Source organism: Streptomyces sp. NPDC001617, from assembly GCF_053596855.1.
Genome location: NZ_JBSFHA010000025.1, coordinates 1 through 19046, shown reverse-complemented (window position 1 = coordinate 19046; position 19046 = coordinate 1). Strand labels below are relative to the sequence as shown.

The 19046-nt window shown below is 71.3% G+C and carries 16 protein-coding genes; 9 read left to right on the top strand and 7 right to left on the bottom strand.

The window, feature by feature from the left end; all coding sequences use genetic code 11:
• Positions 1–33: 33 nt before the first annotated feature.
• Positions 34–993, bottom strand: a complete 960-nt coding sequence (locus ACWC09_RS20305; RefSeq protein ID WP_450851944.1) for an ABC transporter substrate-binding protein — start codon at positions 991–993, stop codon at positions 34–36.
• 362 nt (positions 994–1355) lie between these two features.
• Here ACWC09_RS20305 and ACWC09_RS20300 point away from each other — a divergent pair, with 362 nt between their 5' ends.
• From ACWC09_RS20300 to ACWC09_RS20285, 4 genes are read left to right on the top strand one after another with little or no spacing between them, the layout of a single operon-like run.
• The gene (locus ACWC09_RS20300) at positions 1356–4289 is read left to right on the top strand and encodes an ATP-binding protein (RefSeq protein ID WP_450851943.1); all 2934 of its coding nucleotides are present in this window, start codon (positions 1356–1358) and stop codon (positions 4287–4289) included.
• Complete coding sequence (locus ACWC09_RS20295; protein ID WP_450851942.1) at positions 4286–4765, top strand: roadblock/LC7 domain-containing protein; 480 nt, start codon at positions 4286–4288, stop codon at positions 4763–4765. Before ACWC09_RS20300 ends, ACWC09_RS20295 begins: the two co-directional genes overlap by 4 nt.
• Before the next feature lie 59 nt (positions 4766–4824).
• On the top strand, positions 4825–5244 hold the full coding sequence (locus ACWC09_RS20290; RefSeq protein ID WP_450851941.1) for a DUF742 domain-containing protein: 420 nt from the start codon (positions 4825–4827) through the stop codon (positions 5242–5244).
• Complete coding sequence (locus tag ACWC09_RS20285) at positions 5231–5833, top strand: GTP-binding protein (RefSeq protein ID WP_450851940.1); 603 nt, start codon at positions 5231–5233, stop codon at positions 5831–5833. Before ACWC09_RS20290 ends, ACWC09_RS20285 begins: the two co-directional genes overlap by 14 nt.
• Positions 5834–5903: 70 nt before the next feature.
• On the opposite strand, the gene ACWC09_RS20280 is transcribed toward ACWC09_RS20285, so the two are convergent.
• From ACWC09_RS20280 to ACWC09_RS20270, 3 genes are read right to left on the bottom strand one after another with little or no spacing between them, the layout of a single operon-like run.
• Entirely contained in the window at positions 5904–6575 is a 672-nt protein-coding gene (locus ACWC09_RS20280) for an ABC transporter permease (protein ID WP_450851939.1), read from the bottom strand.
• A complete protein-coding gene (locus ACWC09_RS20275) occupies positions 6572–7282 on the bottom strand; it encodes an ABC transporter permease (protein WP_450851938.1) in 711 nt (236 codons plus the stop codon). The genes ACWC09_RS20280 and ACWC09_RS20275 overlap by 4 nt, the downstream gene beginning before the upstream one ends.
• Complete coding sequence (locus ACWC09_RS20270) at positions 7279–8409, bottom strand: ABC transporter ATP-binding protein (RefSeq protein WP_450851937.1); 1131 nt, start codon at positions 8407–8409, stop codon at positions 7279–7281. Before ACWC09_RS20270 ends, ACWC09_RS20275 begins: the two co-directional genes overlap by 4 nt.
• A gap of 202 nt (positions 8410–8611) precedes the next feature.
• Here ACWC09_RS20270 and ACWC09_RS20265 point away from each other — a divergent pair, with 202 nt between their 5' ends.
• The 5 genes from ACWC09_RS20265 to ACWC09_RS20245 all read left to right on the top strand — a co-directional run bounded on the left by ACWC09_RS20265 (position 8612) and on the right by ACWC09_RS20245 (position 14722).
• Complete coding sequence (locus ACWC09_RS20265; protein ID WP_450851936.1) at positions 8612–9469, top strand: dolichyl-phosphate beta-glucosyltransferase; 858 nt, start codon at positions 8612–8614, stop codon at positions 9467–9469.
• Positions 9466–11580, top strand: a complete 2115-nt coding sequence (locus ACWC09_RS20260; protein ID WP_450851935.1) for an ArnT family glycosyltransferase — start codon at positions 9466–9468, stop codon at positions 11578–11580. The genes ACWC09_RS20265 and ACWC09_RS20260 overlap by 4 nt, the downstream gene beginning before the upstream one ends.
• A gap of 143 nt (positions 11581–11723) precedes the next feature.
• Positions 11724–12677, top strand: a complete 954-nt coding sequence (locus ACWC09_RS20255; RefSeq protein WP_450851934.1) for an ATP-binding cassette domain-containing protein — start codon at positions 11724–11726, stop codon at positions 12675–12677.
• The gene (locus ACWC09_RS20250) at positions 12674–13468 is read left to right on the top strand and encodes an ABC transporter permease (RefSeq protein WP_450851933.1); all 795 of its coding nucleotides are present in this window, start codon (positions 12674–12676) and stop codon (positions 13466–13468) included. The genes ACWC09_RS20255 and ACWC09_RS20250 overlap by 4 nt, the downstream gene beginning before the upstream one ends.
• Positions 13469–13495: 27 nt before the next feature.
• Positions 13496–14722 (top strand): cytochrome P450, encoded by a 1227-nt coding sequence (locus ACWC09_RS20245; RefSeq protein WP_450851932.1) that lies wholly within the window; start codon positions 13496–13498, stop codon positions 14720–14722.
• On the opposite strand, the gene ACWC09_RS20240 is transcribed toward ACWC09_RS20245, so the two are convergent.
• From ACWC09_RS20240 to ACWC09_RS20230, 3 genes are all read right to left on the bottom strand, one after another.
• On the bottom strand, positions 14712–17840 hold the full coding sequence (locus ACWC09_RS20240; RefSeq protein ID WP_450851931.1) for an ATP-binding protein: 3129 nt from the start codon (positions 17838–17840) through the stop codon (positions 14712–14714). The two genes, ACWC09_RS20245 and ACWC09_RS20240, sit on opposite strands and share 11 nt — an antisense overlap.
• Before the next feature lie 19 nt (positions 17841–17859).
• Complete coding sequence (locus ACWC09_RS20235; protein WP_450851930.1) at positions 17860–18609, bottom strand: FAD:protein FMN transferase; 750 nt, start codon at positions 18607–18609, stop codon at positions 17860–17862.
• A gap of 5 nt (positions 18610–18614) precedes the next feature.
• On the bottom strand, positions 18615–19046 hold a 432-nt coding region (locus tag ACWC09_RS20230; RefSeq protein ID WP_450851929.1), incomplete at its 5' end, for an FMN-binding protein.

The window sequence follows — 19046 nt, the reverse complement described above, 5'->3', positions numbered from 1 at the left end:
CGGTAGTTCCGCCCAGTCGTCCGAGGTGCGGACTCAGTCCAGGCCGGCCGACTTCAGCCAGGCCTTGGCGACGTCCAGCGGGTCTTTGTTCTCGAGCTGGACCTGGGAGTCGAGTTCGAGCAGGGACTTGGTGTCGAGCTTGGCCGAGACCGCGTTGAGGGCGGCGACGCCGTCCGAGGACAGGCCGCTCTTGTAGACCAGCGGCTGCACGTTCTCGAAGCCGAAGAGGTTCTTCGGGTCCTGGAGGACGACGAACTTCTCCTTGATGACGTTCGGGTCCGTGGTGAAGATGTCCGCGGCCTGCACGGTGTTCTTCTTGAGTGCCGCGAGCGTCAGCGGGCCGCCGGCGTCCAGCGCCTTGAAGCCCTTGAACTCCAGGCCGTACACCGACTTCAGGCCCACCAGGCCCTGCTGCCGGGTCTGGAACTCCGGCGAGGCGCCGATGGTGAGGTCCTTCGCGATGTCCTTGAGGTCCGCGATGGAGGAGTCGGAGGTCAGCTTGTACTTGTCGGCGGTGGCCTTGTTGACCGTCACCGAGTCCTTGTCCTGCGCCGAGGCGGGGGTCAGGAGCGTCAGCTTGGAGTCCAGCTTGGCCTCGATCGCGGCCGTGGTCGCCTCGACCGTCTTCGGCGTGGCCTTCGGGTCGAGGTAGGCGAGCAGCGCGCCGTTGTACTCCGGCAGCACCGTGATGGAGCCGTTCTTCAGCAGGCCGTAGGTGGTCTCGCGGCTTCCGATGTTCGGCTTGTAGGTGACCTTGACACCCTTGGCCTTGAGAGCCTCGCCGTAGATGTCGGCGATCAGGATGGACTCGGCGAAGTTGTTGGAGCCGACGACGACCGTCTTGCTGTCGGACTTGCCGCCCCCGTCGAGAGGGTTGGACTTGTTGTCGTTCGAAGAGCCACATCCCGCCAGCAGGGCCGTGGTCGCGGCGAGCGCGACGGCCGCCGCGGGGTAGCTCTTGATGGACCTGCTGCGTGGGGCTTTGGAAGTCACGATTCCCGTTCCGGACTCGGGGGATTGATGAGAGACAAGCTCTGCCACTGATCCAATCCAGCCAGTTCTCACTCAGTCAAGAGCAGCCCGGTCACCAATTGGCCTCAATGCGTGATCAGTTGTGAATGCAGTGTGAACAGGGCGGGGTGGATCCGGAGGCGCTTTGTAACGGATTCTTGACGTAGGGCAACGCACGCGACCGTTCAATGAGGCGGTAGTCTCACGCAAGTTGGCGTCGGTCACAGCGGTGTACGGGGGCCGCTGCCATGTCATCCGCACCTTTTCTTCTTGTTTCAGCATCGATCAGAATCGGTCATGCGCGTGGTCGCGCATGGATCGAGATCCCCCGTGAAGGAGGCCCGGTGTCCACGAACGAGGTGGACGCGCCGCCCCGGTCGGCTCCGCCGCAGGTCAGGAGCGGAGGTCCACGGGGCTTCGCCGACCGGTGGCCGTTCCGGCTCAAGCTCAACCTCCTGGTCGGCATCCCGCTGGCCGTCGTGGCGGCGCTGCTCTCCTATCTCATCGCCGGCCAGGTGGGCCAGGCGCGGGACGCGGCGTCCGCGGCGGACCTGGTGCGCAACAGCGAGCAGGTGGCCGGGCTGGTCAACGACCTGGAGAGCGAGCACCAGCTGGCGATCCTGCTGTCCGTGCGCTACGAGGCGGGCGGCAGGGGCGTCGCGTCCACGCTCGCCGACTACCGCACGACGCAGAAGAAGGTGGACGCGCAGATCGCGAAGGTGCGCGAGGTCTTCGGCGACGGGCTGCCCGCCGGCGAGGCGCAGGCGCTCAAGGAGGTCGAGGGCCTCACCAGCCTGCGCGGGACCGTCGAGCAGAGCTATCTGCCCGCGAGCAACATCGACCCGGCCTACAACAACGCGGCCAGGACCGTGATCGGCGGTCTGGGCCTGGACCGGAACGCGGAGCTGGCGGCCACCTTCACCGGCAACCTGCTGGACTCCCTGCTGCGCGCCGACGCCGCGCACGGCTCGTTCGAGTCCGGGGTGTTCTCGGCGACGACCGGTGACACCAACGCGCAGATCGAGTTCAGCACCGCCGTCGGCGCCTACGAGCTCTACAACAACCAGGTCGAACGGTTCGCCCGGTTCGCCACCGACCAGCAGGCCGACGAGCTGTCGGGCATCGAGCACACCGACGCCCAGCGGGACATCGCCGAGGCGTACGCCGAGCTCCAGGTCGCCCCCAGCACGCTCCAGGCCACCACGCCGGCCGAGATCAAGACCGCGTTCCAGGACGCGCTGAGCGACTATCCCGCGTACCCGAAGCAGGCGGAGGCCCGGCTGCGGATCACCTCGTCGCTGATCGACCAGATCGCCGACGGCGCGGACAGCGCGTCCACGGAAGCCTGGTGGCGGGCCGGTCTGCTGCTGACCGCGGCCCTGCTCGGGTTCGTCCTGTGGCTCGCCTTCTCGGTCCTCGTCCGCCGCTCGGTGGTACGGCCCGTGATGGCCCTCACCGGTGCCGCGACGGAGGTCGCCGAGGTGGCCGGCCGCGAGCTCGCCCGGGTCGCCGACGACGACGAGGACGACAGTCCGCCGAAGCTGCGCGAGATGCCGGTCACCGCGAACGACGAGATCGGCGAGCTGGCCGAGGTGTTCAACCGGGTCCAGACCACGGCCATCGCGCTCCTCGAACGCCAGGTGCTCAGCCGCCGCAACGTCGCCGAGATGTTCGGCAACGTCGGCCGCAGGGTCAGCAACCTCACGACCCGCCAACTGGCCCTGATCGACGCGGTGGAACGGGGCGAGACCGACCCGGCGCTCCTCGAACGCCTCTACTCCATCGACCACATCGCGGTACGTCTGCGCCGCAACGCGGACAGTCTGATGCTGCTGGCCGGCATCCGCGAGACGGTCCTCGACTCCGGGCCGACGGCGCTCACCAACGTCGTACGCGCCGCGCTCGGTCAGATCGAGGGCTTCCGGCGGGTGCAGCTGCACGCGCGCACCGAGGTCATGGTCGAACCGGACATCATCGGCGACCTGACGCTGATGGTGGCCGAGCTCATCGAGAACGCGGTGTCCTTCTCGCCGGCGGGCAGCCCTGTCGAGGTGTACGTCCGCGACACCACCGGCGAGGAGTCCGCGGGCGGCGCGACGATCGTGATCGCCGACCACGGCCTCGGCATGGGCGCCGACCGCCTCGCCGAGGAGAACGCCCGCCTCATCCGCCGCGAACGCCTGGACGTCGTACCGACGAAGGTCCTGGGCCTGTTCGTGGTCGGCACCCTGGCCCGGCGCTGGGACGTCGCCGTCACGCTGTCACGGACACCCGGCGGCGGTGTGACGGCGGAGGTCTCGGTACCGGCTTCGCTGCTGCTGGCGATGAGTCCGGTGGGGGGCACCTCCGGCGGTTCGACGACGGGCGGCACGCCGAAGACCCTGGGCGGCGGATCGGCGCCGGGCGCTGCGGCGCGGACGCCGGGTGCCGGCGACCGGTCGGTGTACGGGTCCGGTGGCCTGTCCGTCTCCGGTGCCGACGATGGACCGGGACACGGTGCCGCTTCCGGCCCGCGTCCGGGTGCCGCCGTCCGGAACGGCACCGGACCGTCCGACCACACCGCGCGCAACGGCCACCCCGGGCCGCTCCCGCGCCGGGTGCCCCGTCGGGAGACGGACGCGGCCGAAGCATCCGGCGCGGCTGCGGAGGGGGCGCCCTCTGCCCCGCCGGCATCGGCGCCGAACACGCACGCGGCCGAGGGGCCCACCGCCCCTCCCAGCCCCGCGCCGGACACGAACCCCGACACGGCACGCACCATCCCGTCGTGGGCCAGGCCGAGCACGGACCCGGACACGGCACCCCCTGCCCCTCCCGGCGCCCCCCAGCCCCCCTTCATCCCCCAGGCCCGAACCGAGGCGGCCGCCGGCGTGACCCATACCCGCCCCGATGACGTAACCCCCGGCCGCTCGGGCGATGTTGATCGACCGGTATCGTCTTCCGAGGTCGCACCGGGCCCGACAACGCCGTCCACGCCCGTATCCGGTATCGCCTCCGGCGACGGCTCCCGGCCCCTCCGGCGTCGGGTGCGCGGTGCCACGCTCCACACGACCGCCGACGCCGCCGCCCAGTACGCGGCCCGGCAGGTCGCCCGGCCCGCCGACGCGGACGCCGTCCGGGACGCGCTCGACGAGTTCGAGGCGGCCGTGGAACGGGCCAACCGCGACAGCCGGGGCGAGGCCGAGGGGACCGGCGACGGTGACCGCCGTGCCGGAGCCGCCCCGCGAACGACCACCGACCCGCACGACCAGAAGCACCTCCCGGAAGGAGCCGAGCAGTGAGCACGTCGACAGGCGACACTCCCCACGCGCGAGCCACCACGCCGGCCGAACTGCAGGCCGCCGCAGCCGACTTCACCTGGCTGTTGAATCGATTCGCGACCGAGACCGCGGGCGTCGTGGACGCCATCGCCGTCTCCTCCGACGGGCTGCTCATCGCCGTGTCCGAACTGCGCGAACACGCCGACTCCGAGCGACTGGCCGCGATCGTCTCCGGCATCACCAGCCTGGCCGCCGGCGCCTCCGGCAACTACGGCCTGGGCGGCCTCAACAAGGTGATCATCGACCTGGAGGGCGGCCATGTCCTGGTCTCCGCGATCGGCAGCGGCGCCGTCCTCGGCGTCGTCACCGACAAGGAGGCCAAGCTGGGCAACATCGCCTACGAGATGACGCTGTTCGCCAACCGGGCCGGCAGCGCGCTCAGCCCCCAGCTCGTGCTCCAGCTCAAGAACAGCGTCGGCGCAGCAACCGCGCGCTGACCGGTCGCCGCCCCGAAGACAGATCCCGAGGGCGCGGTCGAGGAGGAAGAAGACACGCCATGGCGGACGGCTCCGCACCGCCGGACGGCCCGGAACCGGTCGGTCCCGCCCCCGCCGTACGGCCGTTCCTGGTCACCGCCGGCCGGGTCGCGCCCACCGCGTCCGGCCGACCGGTACCGGTGGAGACCCAGGTGGTGGCCACCGCCGAGGGCCTCGCCGTGCTCGACGACCTCGCCTTCGAGCAGCACGACATCGTCGCCGCCTGCCGGCAGCCGCAGTCCGTCGCGGAAGTCGCGGCCCGGCTGCGGCTGCACCTGAACGTCGTACGGGTCCTCGCCGAGGACCTGCGCGCCTCCGGACATCTGGTGGTGCACGTCCCCGACTCCGGCGTCACCCACGACGCCTCCGTCCTGCGCAGGGTGATCGACGCCCTGCGTGCCATCCCCGACTCCCGAGGGGTACTCCGTGACAGCGACTGAACCGGCCGGCACGTTCCAGGCCGCCTCGGTGGCCGCCGTAAGACCGCCGCTGCCGGTCAAGATGGTGATCGCGGGCGGCTTCGGCGTGGGCAAGACCACCGCCGTGGGCTCCATCTCCGAGATCGAGCCGCTGACCACCGAGGCCGCCATCACGGAGGTCGCGGCGGGCGTGGACGACCTCAGCCACACCCCGAGCAAGACCACCACGACCGTGGCGATGGACTTCGGCTGCATCACCATCGACCCGACCCTGAAGCTGTACCTGTTCGGCACGCCCGGACAGGAGCGGTTCGGCTTCATGTGGGACGACATCGTCGAGGGCGCGGTCGGCGGCCTCGTCATCGTCGACACCCGCCGGCTCGACGACTGCTACGCCGCCGTCGACTACTTCGAGCACAAGCAGATCCCGTTCGCGGTCGCCGTCAACGCCTTCGACGGCAAGGTCGAGCACACCCTGGACGAGGTCCGCTGGGCGCTGGACGTCGCCGAGCGGGTTCCGGTGCTCGTGTTCGACGCGCGTGAGAGGGGTTCGGTACGGGACGCGCTGCTGGTCGTACTGGAGTTGGCGCTGGCGCGTACGGAGTGCTGACGAAAAGGCCCCACCGGCAGTCCGCGCAACCGCGGCCCGGTGGGGCTTCTCGCGCAGTTCCCCGCGCCCCTCACGGGGCGCTTCGGCGGACCCCCGGTGACACTGTGAAGCGGGCCACCAGGCCGAAGAACCCGAGCGTGACCAGGGCCAGTACAGCCACCAGTGTCGCGCCGCCCACCACCTTCTCGTAGTTGCGCTGGTAGAGACCGTCGACGATGTACCGGCCGAGGCCGCCGAGCGAGACGTACGCGGCGATCGTGGCCGTCGAGACGATCTGGATGGCCGCCGAGCGCAGGCCGCTGAGGATCAGCGGGAGCGCGACCGGGAGTTCGACCTGGAAGAGGACCCGCGACTCGGCCATGCCCATGCCCCGGGCCGCGTCCACCGGGGACGGGTCGACGGAGCGCACCGCCTCGTAGGTCGTCACCAGGATCGGGGGGACGGCGAGGACGACCAGCGGGATCATCACCGGGGTCAGGCCCAGCCCGAGCAGCACGAACATCAGCACCAGCAGGCCGAAGCTGGGCAGCGCGCGGCCGGCGGTGGCGATGAAGGCGACCGTGTTGCCGCCCCGTCCGGTGTGGCCGGTGAGCAGGCCGACCGGCAGGCCGATGGCCGCGGCGATGGCGAGGGCGATCAGCGAGTACTGGACGTGCTCGCGCAGCCGGGTGGGGATGCCGTCGTAGCCGTGCCAGTGGGAACTGTCGCTGAAGAAGGAGTTGATGAAGTGGAGGACGTTCATCGGACGGCGTCCTCCAGAGCGGCCGTGACGGGTTCGGGCTCGTCCACGGGACGAGGCTTGCGGGTGCCGCGCGGCATCCAGGGCGTCACCAGGAGCCGTACGACGACCAGCAGCGCGTCGGCGAGGATGGCGAGGACGGCCGTACCGATGACGGACAGCCACACCAGGCGGTTCTGGTGGTAGATCATGCCGTCGTTGAGGAGGTTGCCGAGCCCGCCCTGGTTGCCGATCAGCATGCCGACGGAGACGAGGGAGATGCTGGAGACGGTCGCGACGCGCAGACCCGCGATGATGGCGGGCGCCGCGATCGGCAACTGGACCTGGAAGTAGCGGCGTACGGGCCCGAGGCCCATGGCCGTTGCCGCGTCGAGTGTCTCCTGCGGTACGGACCGCACGCCGTCCACGATCGCCGGGACGAACACCACCAGGCTGTAGACGCCCAGCGGGATCATCACGGTCGTCTCGGTCTGCCCCGTGTAGTCGATCAGCACGACGAAGAACGCGAGCGACGGGATGGCGTAGAGGATGGTCGTCACCCACAGCACCGGCGGATACAACCACCGCAGCCGCACGCAGAGTTGGGCGATCGGCAGCGCCACCACCAGACCGGCGACGACCGGGATCAGCGCCTCGCGCAGATGCTGTCCGACGAGTCCCCAGTAGGTGTTCTGGAGGTCGCTCGGTATGTCGAAGAGGCCGCCGCTCATCCGGCGACCTTCTCGTCGCTACGGCCCTCGGCGTGGGCGCTGCGGATGGCCTCGCCGATGGTCTGCTGGGAGACGACGCCGGTCACCCGGCCGTCGGCGCCGACCGCGACGGCCCAGCCGGTCGGCGAGAGCACGGCACCGTCGAGGGCGGCGCGCAGGGACTCCTTGCCGTGCTCGAAGGGGCGGCCGTAGGGCAGGAGTCGGGCCGGATCGACGGCGCCGGCGGTCAGGGCGCCCGGCTCGCTCCAGCCGAGGGGCCTGCCGTCCACGTCGGTGACGAGGAGGTACGGCACATCCTTGGTGCTGCGCTCGGCGATCTGCGCGGCGGTGGCGTCGACGGCGACGATCGGCGTGGTGAGGAGGTCGAGGCCGGCGGAGGAGAAGAACGACAGGCGCCGGATGCCGCGGTCGGCGCCGAGGAAGTCCTCGACGAAGGCGTCGGAGGGGTTGGACAGCAGCTCGGCGGGCGGCGCGAACTGGGCGAGATGGCCGCCGGTGCGCATCACGGCGACCATCGTGCCGATCTTCACGGCCTCGTCGATGTCATGGGTGACGAAGACGATGGTCTTGCCCAACTCGTCCTGGATCCGCAGGAGTTCGTCCTGCAGCCCCTTCCGCACCACGGGGTCGACGGCCGAGAACGGCTCGTCCATCAGCAGCACCGGCGGGTCGGCGGCGAGCGCCCGCGCCACCCCGACGCGCTGCTGCTGACCGCCGGACAGCTGGTACGGATACCGCTTGGCGAGGGTGCCGTCCAGACCCACCCGCTCCATCAACTCCCGTGCCCGCGCGCGGGCCTTCGCCTTGTCCCAGCCCAGCAGCCGGGGCACGGTGGCGATGTTGTCGATGATCGTCCGGTGCTGGAAGAGCCCGGCGTTCTGGATGACGTAACCCATGGACCGCCGCAGCGTGTTCACCGGCTGCTGCGTGATGTCCTTGCCGTCGATGGTGATCGTGCCCTCGCTCGGCTCGATCATCCGGTTGATCATGCGCAGCGTGGTCGTCTTGCCACAGCCCGACGGGCCGACGAAGACGGTGATCGCACGGTCGGGTATCTCCAGGGAGAGGTTGTCGACCGCCACCGTGCCGTCGGGGTAGCGCTTGGTGACTGATTCTATCCGTATCAAAACGCCGAATACCCTTCGGGTCTGGACTGTTGGAGGCAGAGTCTAGACCGCTTGTGTTGCCGAATTCAGTCGCGAGTTCGGCGAAATCCGGTATGCACCGAGCGGACACCACTCTGTGACCAACCTGTGAGTTCACTGATTCTCACTCTCCGCTCAGAAGCCGCTCAGCGATCCCACAGGGACGCCCCCGATCGTCATGGTCATGAACGAAACGAACGCGGGAGGCGTCCGGCAGCGGTCGGTCGAGATCGTGGTGCCGGTCCACAACGAGGCGCATGTCCTCGCCGACAGCATCGGCCGTCTCCACGCATACCTCGAAGAGTCCTTCCCGTTCCCGTTCCGCATCACGGTCGCGGACAACGCGAGCACCGACGGCACCTGGCAGGAGGCGACGGACCTGACCCTCCGCCTCCCCCACGTGCACGCGGTGCACCTGGAGGCCAAGGGCCGGGGCCGCGCGCTCCAGCAGGTGTGGGCCGACTCCACGGCGGACGTCGTCGCCTACATGGACGTCGACCTGTCCACCGGTCTCGAAGGGTTCCTGCCCCTGGTCGCGCCGCTGCTCTCCGGCCACAGCGACCTCGCCATCGGCAGCCGGCTGCACCGGCAGTCGGACGTGGTGCGAGGCGCCAAGCGGGAGTTCATCTCCCGCTCCTACAACCTGCTCCTCAAGCTCGGCCTCGCCGCCCGCTTTTCGGACGCGCAGTGCGGCTTCAAGGCCGTCCGCACGGACGTGTTCCGGGCGCTCGCCCCGCACATCCACGACACCGCCTGGTTCTTCGACACCGAGCTCCTCGTCCTCGCCCAGCGCAACAGGCTCCGCATCCACGAGGTTCCGGTCGACTGGACCGACGACCCCGACAGCCGGGTCGACATCGTCCGCACCGCCCTCGACGACCTGAGGGGCATGCGCCGGATGTTCCGGTCCACCGTCACCGGCCGTACCCGCGTCCCCGTACCCCGGCGGACCAGCACTCCGCAGGTGCCGGCCGCCCGCACCACCTCCGCTTCCCTGCCCACCGGGGCGAAGGCCTCTTCCCACCTGGAGTACGCGTCATGACGACCCTCGCCCCGCCCCCCGCGCCCGCCCAGGAGGGCAGGCACCGGGCCGCCGCCCCGCCCGTCGTGTCCCGCGCGAGAAGGCTCTTCACGGGCAGCCCCGAGGACCCCCGCTGGGCCCGCCCCGCGCTGTGGGCGATCCTGGTCCTGGCCACGGCCCTGTACGCCTGGAACCTCTCCTCCATCACCGGCAACACCTTCTACAACGCGGCCGTCTACTCCGGCACCAAGAGCTGGAAGGCGTTCTTCTTCGGCGCCCTGGACTCGGGCAGCTTCATCACCGTCGACAAACCGCCGTTCGCGCTGTGGGTGATGGGCCTGTCGGCCCGGGCCTTCGGCTTCGGCACCTGGCAGTTGATGCTGCCGATGGTGGCCGTGGGCACCGGGTCCGTGGCCCTGCTGTACCGGCTCGTCAAACGGGACTTCGGGGTCGTGGCCGGCACCATCGCCGCGCTCACCCTCACTCTCACGCCGATCACCGTCGCCATCAACCGCGACACCAACCCGGACCCGATCCTGGTCTTCCTGATGCTGCTCGGCGCGGCCGCGCTGCTCAAGGCCGTGCGCACCGGGCGGCTGATGCCGATGGTGTGGTCCGGGGTCGCGATCGGCTTCGCGTTCAACACGAAGATGATGCAGGCGTACGTCGTCCTGCCCGCGTTCTTCCTGGTCTACCTGTGGGCGGCGAACGTCTCGCTCGGCAGGCGGATCCGCAACCTGGCCGTCGGCACGGTGGCGTTGATCGCCTCCAGCGCCTGGTGGATGGTGATCGTCGACCTGATCCCGGCCTCGTCCCGCCCCTACATCGGCGGTTCCACCGACAACACCGTCTGGGACCTCGTCATCGGCTACAACGGCTTCGGCCGTATCTTCGGGGCGAGTTCGTCGGTCGGCTCGCAGGGCAACGGCGCGAGCTTCGGCGGCACCGCGAGCATCTACCGGATGTTCAACGACATCATGGGCGGCCAGATCTCCTGGCTGATCCCCTTCGCCGCCATCGCCCTGATCGGTGGGCTGGTGCTGCGCGGCCGGGTGCCGCGTACGGACGCCAAGCGGGCCGCGCTGATGCTCTGGGGCGGCTGGTTCGTCCTGCACTACCTGACCTTCGCCCTCGCCGAGGGCACCTTCCACCCGTACTACGTCACCGCCATGGCCCCCGGTATCGCGGCTCTGGCCGGTGCGGGCGGGGTCATGCTCCACAACGCCTTCAAGGACGGCTCGGCGGCGGTGGGGGTCCCCCCGCGCGAGCGTATTCGAGCGTGGGGGAGGGGCTGGGTGCTCCCGGGCGCCATCGCGGTCAGCTCGGTCTGGGCGATCGTCCTGCTCCAGCGGGTCTCCGGCTCCGGCACGCTGTACACGGTCGCGGAGATCGCCGTCGGCCTTGCGGGTGCGGCGTCGGTGCTCGGTCTGCTGGTCGGGCGGTTCATGAAGCGGCAGAAACTGGTCGGCTTCGCGGCACTGGCCGCGATCGTGGCCCTGCTCGCCGGTCCGGCCGCCTACTCGGTCTCGGCGGCGACGACCGCGAGCACCAACGGCACCAACCCGACGGCCGGTCCCAACACCGGTGGCGGCATGGGCGGCGGTGGCATGGGCGGCGGTCCGAGCGGCAGCAAGGGCGGGGCTTCCAGCGGCACCAAGCCCAGCGGGAACGCCCCGAGTGGCTCCGGCAGCGGCACGTCGATGGGCACGCCTCCGTCAGGCAGCAACTCCAGCTCCTCGTCGAGCTCGTCGAGCTCGTCGAGCAAGGGCTCGGGCGGCGGCGGAATGGGCGGTGGCACCCAGGTCTCCTCCGCGATGATCACGTACCTGAAGAAGCACCAGGACGGCGCCACCTGGCTGGTCGCGGTGGCCACCGACCAGACGGCCTCCTCGATCATCCTGGAGTCCGGTCAGCCGGTCATCTCCATGGGCGGCTGGTCCGGCAGCGACAACGCGATGACCCTCGCCAAGCTGAAGAGCCTGGTGAAGTCGGGCAAGCTGCACTACATCGTCGTCAGCAGCAGTGGTGGCCAGGGCACCAACTCCGAGATCTCGACCTGGGTCAAGAAGCACGGCACGGCCGTGAGCGCGTACAGCGGCCTCTACCGCCTGGACGCCTCCGACGTCAGCTGATCCCCCCATCCCCCCCACAGCGGGCGGGCCGCCGGACTCCCCTGCCGGCGGCCCGCCCTTTCGCATGCCTGGTTTCAGCCCGCCCCACCGGCTGAAACCGCCGTGAAGCCACGCTGAATCCGACCCCCTGCACGCTCTGCCGCATGAACCCGACGACAACGGCGATCGAGGCCACCGACCTCCGCAAGGCATACGGCGACAAGCTCGTCCTCGACGGCATCGACCTGCGCGTCCCCCGAGGCACCGTCTTCGCCCTGCTCGGCCCGAACGGCGCCGGCAAGACCACCACCGTCCAGATCCTCTCCACCCTGATCCGCGCCGACGCCGGGACCGCCCGAGTCGCCGGGCACGACCTGGCCGCGCGACCGCAGTCCGTGCGGGCCGCGATCGGTGTCACCGGCCAGTTCTCCGCCGTGGACAACCTGATCACCGGCGAGGAGAACATGGCGCTGATGGCGGACCTGCACCACCTGGACCGCGCCGAGGGCCGCCGCGTCACCGTCGAACTGCTGGAGCGCTTCGACCTCGTCGAGGCCGCGAGGAAGCCCGCCTCCACCTACTCGGGCGGTATGCGCCGCCGTCTCGACATCGCGATGACGCTGGTCGGCTCCCCCGAGGTGATCTTCCTGGACGAGCCGACGACCGGCCTGGACCCGCGCGCCCGGCACTCCATGTGGCAGATCATCCGCGAGCTCGTCGACGGCGGAGTCACCGTCTTCCTCACCACGCAGTACCTGGAGGAGGCCGACCAGCTCGCCGACCGCATCGCGGTCCTGAGCGACGGCCGGATCGTCGCCGAGGGCACCCCGGACGAGCTCAAGCGGCTCGTCCCCGGCGGCCATGTCCGGCTCCGCTTCCTCGACCCGGCCGAACTCGCCCGCGCCGCCCGGGTGCTGGGCGTGGGCGTCCGGGACGACGAGGCGCTCGCCCTGCAGGTCCCGGGCGACGGCAGCGTCCACACCCTGCGTGCCCTGCTCGACGTCCTCGACCGCGCGTCCGTCGCCCTGGACTCGCTCACCGTCCACACCCCCGACCTCGACGACGTCTTCTTCGCGGTCACCGACCGCCCCGACCACGAGAAGGTGCAGACCCGATGAGCACGAACATCCAGGCCCTCCACACCCGCGACTCGCTCACCATGCTGCGCCGCAACCTCCTGCACGCCCGCCGCTACCCCTCGATGACCCTCCAGGTCGCGCTCATCCCCGTCTTCCTGCTCCTCCTCTTCGTGTACGTCTTCGGCGGCGCGCTCGGCACCGGAATCGGCCAGGGCGGCGGCCGCACCGCCTACCTCGCCTATCTCGTCCCCGGCATCCTGCTGATGACCGCGGGCACCGGAGCGGTACCGACCGCGGTCGCCGTCTGCACGGACATGACCGAGGGCATCGTCGCCCGCTTCCGCACGATGGCGATCTCCCGGCCGTCGATCCTGGTCGGCCATGTCGTCGGGTCGGTCGTCCAGACGGTGATCAACCTGGTGCTGGTGACCGCGGTCGCCGTCGCCATCGGCTTCCGCCCGAACGCGAGCTTCACGGAGTGGGTGGCGGCCATCGGGCTGCTCGTCCTCTTCGTCACCGCGCTGACCTGGCTCTCGGTCGGCCTCGGGCTGATCAGCAAGACGCCCGAGGGGGCCAGCAACGCCCCGCTGCCGATCTCGTTCCTGCTGCCCTTCGTCAGCAGCACGTTCGTGCCGGTCGACTCGATGCCGTCCTGGATCCGCTGGTTCGCCGAGTACCAGCCCTTCACCACGGTCGTCGAGACCGTGCGCGGACTGCTCACCGGCACGGAGATCGGGCACAACGGCTGGATGGCCGTGGCGTGGAGCATGGCCGTCGCGGTCCTCGGGTTCGTGTGGTCGCTCCGCCTGTTCGACCGCGACACCCACTGAACACCCCACCGGAGAAAGGAAGTTGCCATGACCACCGACGCCCTGCACCTCACCCCCGAGCTCGTCGAGAACCCCGTCGGCGCCTACGCCGGCCTCCGCAGCCGCCCCGGCCTCGGCCATGTCGTCCTCCCGGGCCTGGACACCCCGGTCCGGCTGGTCACCCGCCACGAGGACGTGAAGGCCGCGCTCACCGAACCACGCCTGGTGCGGGACAGATCCACCATCCCCGACTCCGACATGCCGGACCCACAGGCCGAGTTGCTGGCACAGGGCACAGGCGGGCTCCCGCCCGAATACGCGCAGTATCTCTCCGGCCATCTGGCCCTCTTCGACGGCGACGAGCACACTCGCCGCCGCAGCCCCCTGACCCGCGCCTTCACCGCCCGCCGGGTGGCGGCCCTGCGCCCCTTCGTCGAGAAGACGGCCCGGGAGCTGATCGGCACCCTCGCCGCACGCGAACAGGCCGATCTGCTGGCCGAGTTCGCCTACCCGCTGAGCACGGCCGTCATCTGCGCCCTCGTCGGCGTGGACGGGGCCGACCAGGACAGGGTCTGCGGCTGGATCCGGGACTTCGCGTACGGCGACGGCAGCCGCGCCCTCGAAGGGCTCGGCGGGGTCGTCGGGTACACGAAGGACCTGGTCGCCCGCCGCCGCACCGAGCCCGCCGACGACCTGGTCTCGGCCCTGCTGGCGGACGGCGGCCTGACCGATGACGAGATCGTCACCGTCTTCTTCCTGCTGATCAACACCGGTATCACCCCGCCCGCCCTGTTTCTCGCCCACGCGGTCCTCGCCCTCCTCGACCACCCGGACCAGCTCGAACGACTGCGCACAGAGCCGGAGTTGCTCGGCCGCGCGGTCCCCGAGCTGCTGCGCCACGTCACCCTGGTCCGCATGGGCGCCACGCTGTACGCCACGGAGGACTTCGTGTTCGCCGGCACCCGACTGACGAAGGGCGAGGCCGTCACGGTCGCCCTCTTCGCCGCGGACCACGACCCCGCCGCCTACGACAACCCCGAACGCCTCGACGTGACAAGGGAGTTCGGGCGGGGCGACGGCCACCTGGCCTTCGGGCACGGCCCGCACTACTGCATCGGCGCCGCGCTCGGCCGGCTGGTGACGGGCGTGGTGTTCGAGGAGCTTCTCGTACGACGGTCAGCGGCACCGGAGTTGGCCGTGGACCGCGCCGACGTGCGGTTCGGGCACTGGCCCGGCGACGGTTTCCACCTGCTGAGCCTGCCGGTCAGACTGTGACCCGTCGGGCCGCGGCCCCCTCCGCCGCGACCCGCACCAGGTCGAGGGCGGCTCCCCGCAGCCCCTCCGCGTCCAGGGCGGCGTACGTGGACACCGCGTCCTCGTAGGCCGCCCTGTCGGCGTTCGTGGCGTCCTCGCGGGCGCGGGCCGAGGACATCGTGGGCTGGAAGTTGCGCAGGGCGCGGAAGCGTTCGGCGAGGGCGGTCAGCCGGGCGCCGCGAGCGCCGTCGCCGTCGGCCAGGGCGGCCGTGCCGAGGGCGAGCAGCAGCGCGCCGCAGACCGGGAAGTCGACGGTCACGTAGTGCGGGGCGGCCGTGGGGCGGGTCAGCAGGGCGGTGAGGCGGGCGGGCAGCGCGGCGGCGAGCGGGGCGACGAGGTCGGTGCGGCCGTGCCGGGCGTGTGCGGTGAGGGCGACCGACTGGAGCTCCAACACCCATCCCTCCATGACGAGTTCGTCGCCGAAGACCGGGTCGGCGGTGCGCGCCAGCCGCTCCAGGGCCCGGCGCCACAGACCGAGCCCCGTCTCGATGTCGCCGCGCGCGAGGGCGATCTCGGCACGGGCGCCCAGGTCGGGAGTGAAGGCGTCGGAGGCGCTGCCTTCGGGCTGGTTCCGCAGGGCCTCCTCCAGCCAGTGCTCGGCGCCGTCGAGGTCACCGGTCTGCAGGTTGGCGAGCATCAGACCCCACCGCATGCCGATCGTGTCGCTCCACTCGCCGAGACCCTCCAGGGCGTCCACCGCACGCTCCATGTGCGCCAGGGCCTCGCCTCCGCGCTCGGTCTGCAGGCACAGTTCGGCGAGTCGGGACGCCGGCCAGATCCGCAGCAGCGGGATGTCCCCGTCGCCGAGCGCCTCGACCATGCGACGGGCGGCGGCGAGGGCGAGGTCCGGTCGGTGCTCGCCCTCCCACACGTAACTGGCCACGCAGTTGGCGACACCCGCGAGCAACGGCCTGTCGCTGTCGCACAGTTCGGCGAGCGCGTCATGGTCGGCGAGCACCTGCGGGAAGGCGCACAGCACCGTCGCGATGGCTCGTACCAGCGTGTCCGGTGCGGCGGGCGGCAGCCGGCGCAGGGTCACCAGGGTACGGACGGCGCCCGGTCCGACGCCCAGGTACAGGTTGGCGGTGAGCAGGGCGGCGGCGGTGCGGGTCGGCTCGACGTACTCGGGGCCGGGCCGGTAGTGGGACAGGGGCCGGGCGGTGTCCTCGGTGAGGGCGATCATCCGGGGATAGTTGGTCTCCGTGGTCCACAGGGCGCCGAGTACGGCGGTGACCGGGGCGACGGTGTCGAGGTCCTCGCGAGCGAGCGCGAGCCGCAGGGCCTGGACGAGGTTGTCCTGCTCGGCGCGGATCAGCTGCCAGCAGGTGAACGGGTCGGTGCCGAAGGGCGCGTCGTGGTGAGTGACGCCGAACTCCCGCGCCCAGCGCAGGAATCGGCCGGTGACCGCCTCCTCCCGGTGCGCGGCGGCGAACTCGCGGACCGTCTCCAGCATGCGGAAGCGGGCACCGTACGGCGTGTCGGCGACCTTCAGCAGGGACTGGTCGACCAGGTCCTCCAGGAGTTCCCAGACATCCTCGACGAGCTGCTCGGCCGCCTGGGCCGTGAACCCCGCCGGGAAGACGGACAGGGCGCGCAACGCGGACCGCGCCGGCTCGTCGAGGAGGTTCCAGCTCCAGTCGACGACGGCGTGCAGGGTGCGGTGTCGCTGCGGGGCGTCCCGGGGGCCGCCCCGCAGCAGAGCGAACCGGTCCTCCAGACGCCGGGCGATCTCCGCCACCGACATCACCCGCACCCGGGCGGCGGCGAGTTCGACGGCGAGCGGCAGGCCGTCGAGGCGGCCGCACAGTGCGGCCACGACATCGGCGGGCAGGTCCACGTCCGGGCGGGCGGCTCGGGCGCGCTGCTCGAACAGCTCCACGGTGGTGACGGGGTCCAGCTCGGGGAGCAGATGGACGGTCTCGGACGACAGCCCGAGCGGCGCCCGGCTGGTGGTGAGGATCCGCAGGTCCCGGGTCCGCGACACGAGGGCCTGGACCAGGTCGGCGACACCGCGCACCACCTGCTCGCAGTTGTCGAGCACGAGCAGCGCGGGTCCGGAGCCGAGGGCACCGACGATGCCGACGACCGGATCGGTGCCGGAGGCGCCCAGCGCGGAGGCGACCTCGGCGGCGACATCGGTGTCCTCGCGGACACCGGCCAGCGGCACCAGGTGCACGACACGCTGCTCGGCGTCCCGGGCGACGGCGCTCGCGAGGCGGGTCTTGCCGAGGCCGCCGGGACCGACGACGGAGGTGACGCGGGCGGTGTGCAGCAGCCGCGTCACCTGGGCGAGGTCGGCGTCCCGGCCGAGCAGGGGGTTGGGTTCGTGCGGCACACCGCGCCGGACGACCGGCGCCTCGCCGCGCAGCAGCTCCTGGTGGAGTTCCTGGAGGGCGGGACCGGGGTCGGTGCCGAGGGTGTCGCGAAGGCGGCGGCGATGGGTGTCGTACGCGGCGAGGGCGGCGGCGGGACCGGCGGTGGCCGTCTGGCAGCGCATCAGCTCCAGGAGGAGTTCCTCGTCGTGGGGCCGGCCCGCGACCAGTTCGGCGAGCGGGCCGACGGCTTCGTCGCGGCGGCCGGTACGGGAGAGGGCGAGGGCACGGGAGCGGGCGAGGGAGCGGTGGGTGGAGGCGCGCGCGGCGCGCAACTCGCCGACGGGATCGCCGGGTTCGGCCTCTCCCTCCGCCGGTGCGCCGTCCCAGAGCGCCAGCCCCTCCGTCGCCTCGGCGAGGGCGCCCGCGTGGTCGCCGGCCCGGGCCTTCTCGGCGGCAGCGGCGGCGAACAGCAGCACGGCCGAGGTGTCGACCTGGTCCTCGCGCAGGGTGAGCCGGTAGCCGGTGGGAGTGCCGGCGATGACCTCGGCGCCGAGCTGCTTACGGGCCCGCGAGACCAGGATCTGCAGCGCCTTCGTCGGATTCTCCGGCTGCTCGTCCCCCCACAGCCCGTCGACCAGCCGAGCCGCACCGCACCCCGCCCGCAACTCCCCGGCGAGCAGCGCGAGCAGCCCGCGCAGCCGGGGCGCGGTGATCTCCCGGCCGCGGTGGGAGACGGCGGACAGCAGGGTCAACTCGATGGTCACGGCGTCAGGTTAGCCAGTGTCAGGCGGCTGTCGACGACTCCTCGGCCACCGGAAACCCCTCCGTCCGCAGCACCTGCCCTGCGCCGTCCACCGCGAACACCTCGCAGCCCGGCAGCGAGGCCGCCCACCCGATGCCCTCGGCGCCCATCGCGAAGGCCGCCGTGGCCACCGAGTCCGCTTCTGTCAGCGAGGCCGCCACGACCGTCATGCTCAGCAACCCCGTCGCCGGACGCCCCGTGCGCCCGTCGATGATGTGGTCGCCGCGCTCGTAGCGGGCGGAGGTCGCCACCGCCCCGTCGGTCAGCTCCAGGACCGTGCACAGCTTGTCGGCGTGGACGGGGTGCCGTACGCCCACGCGCCAGGGCCCGCCGGAGGCGGCCACATCGCCCCCGGCGTTCAGCACGAAGCGCCTCGCCCCGGCCGCCCTCAGCAGGTCCGCCGCGCGCTGCACCGACCAGCCCTTGACCACCGCGCAGGGGTCGAGCCCCCGCCCCGGCAGCCGTACGTCGAACGCGCCGCCGGTGGCGGCCCGATAGTGCTCGCACAGGTCGAGGACCTCGGTCAACTCATCGCTGAGTTGCGCGAGTTCGAGCTCTCCCCGGTCGTAGCGGGACACCTCGCTGTCGGCCTTGAACGGGCTGAACCGGGCGTCGACCTCGCGCAGCCACGCGAAGACCGCGTCGGCGGCCGACGCCCCCGTCTCGTCGAAGCCCTCGTCGTCGACCCGCAGCGACACCGGGAAACCCATGACGTGTTCGACGCGGTGCATACCGGTCAGCCCTTCGCGTCAATGGCGGCCTGGAGCGACTGCTTGTAGCCGTCGCTGGTGATGGTCGCGCCGGACACCGTGTCGATGTCTGCGCTCTGCGCCTTCAGCGTCTCCGCGATCAGCTTCGGCACCGCGGCCGTCGTCTGCGGATGGTTCGGCTGCTGAAGCATCCTCACAGCCGTGATCTTGTCACCCGAGAAGGTCACCTGGACCTGCACGGGCCCCTTGTCCGTGTTCACCGTCGAGCCCGCCACCGTCCGGGAAGCGGCGGTGGTCGCGGAGGCGGACGCCGATGCCGACGGGGAGGGCGAAGAGGAGGCCGATTTCGTGTTGTCGTCGATCGCGGCCTGGAGCGACTGCTTGTAGCCGTCGCTGGTGATGGTCGCGCCGGACACCGTGTCGATGTCTGCGCTCTGCGCCTTCAGCGTCTCCGCGAT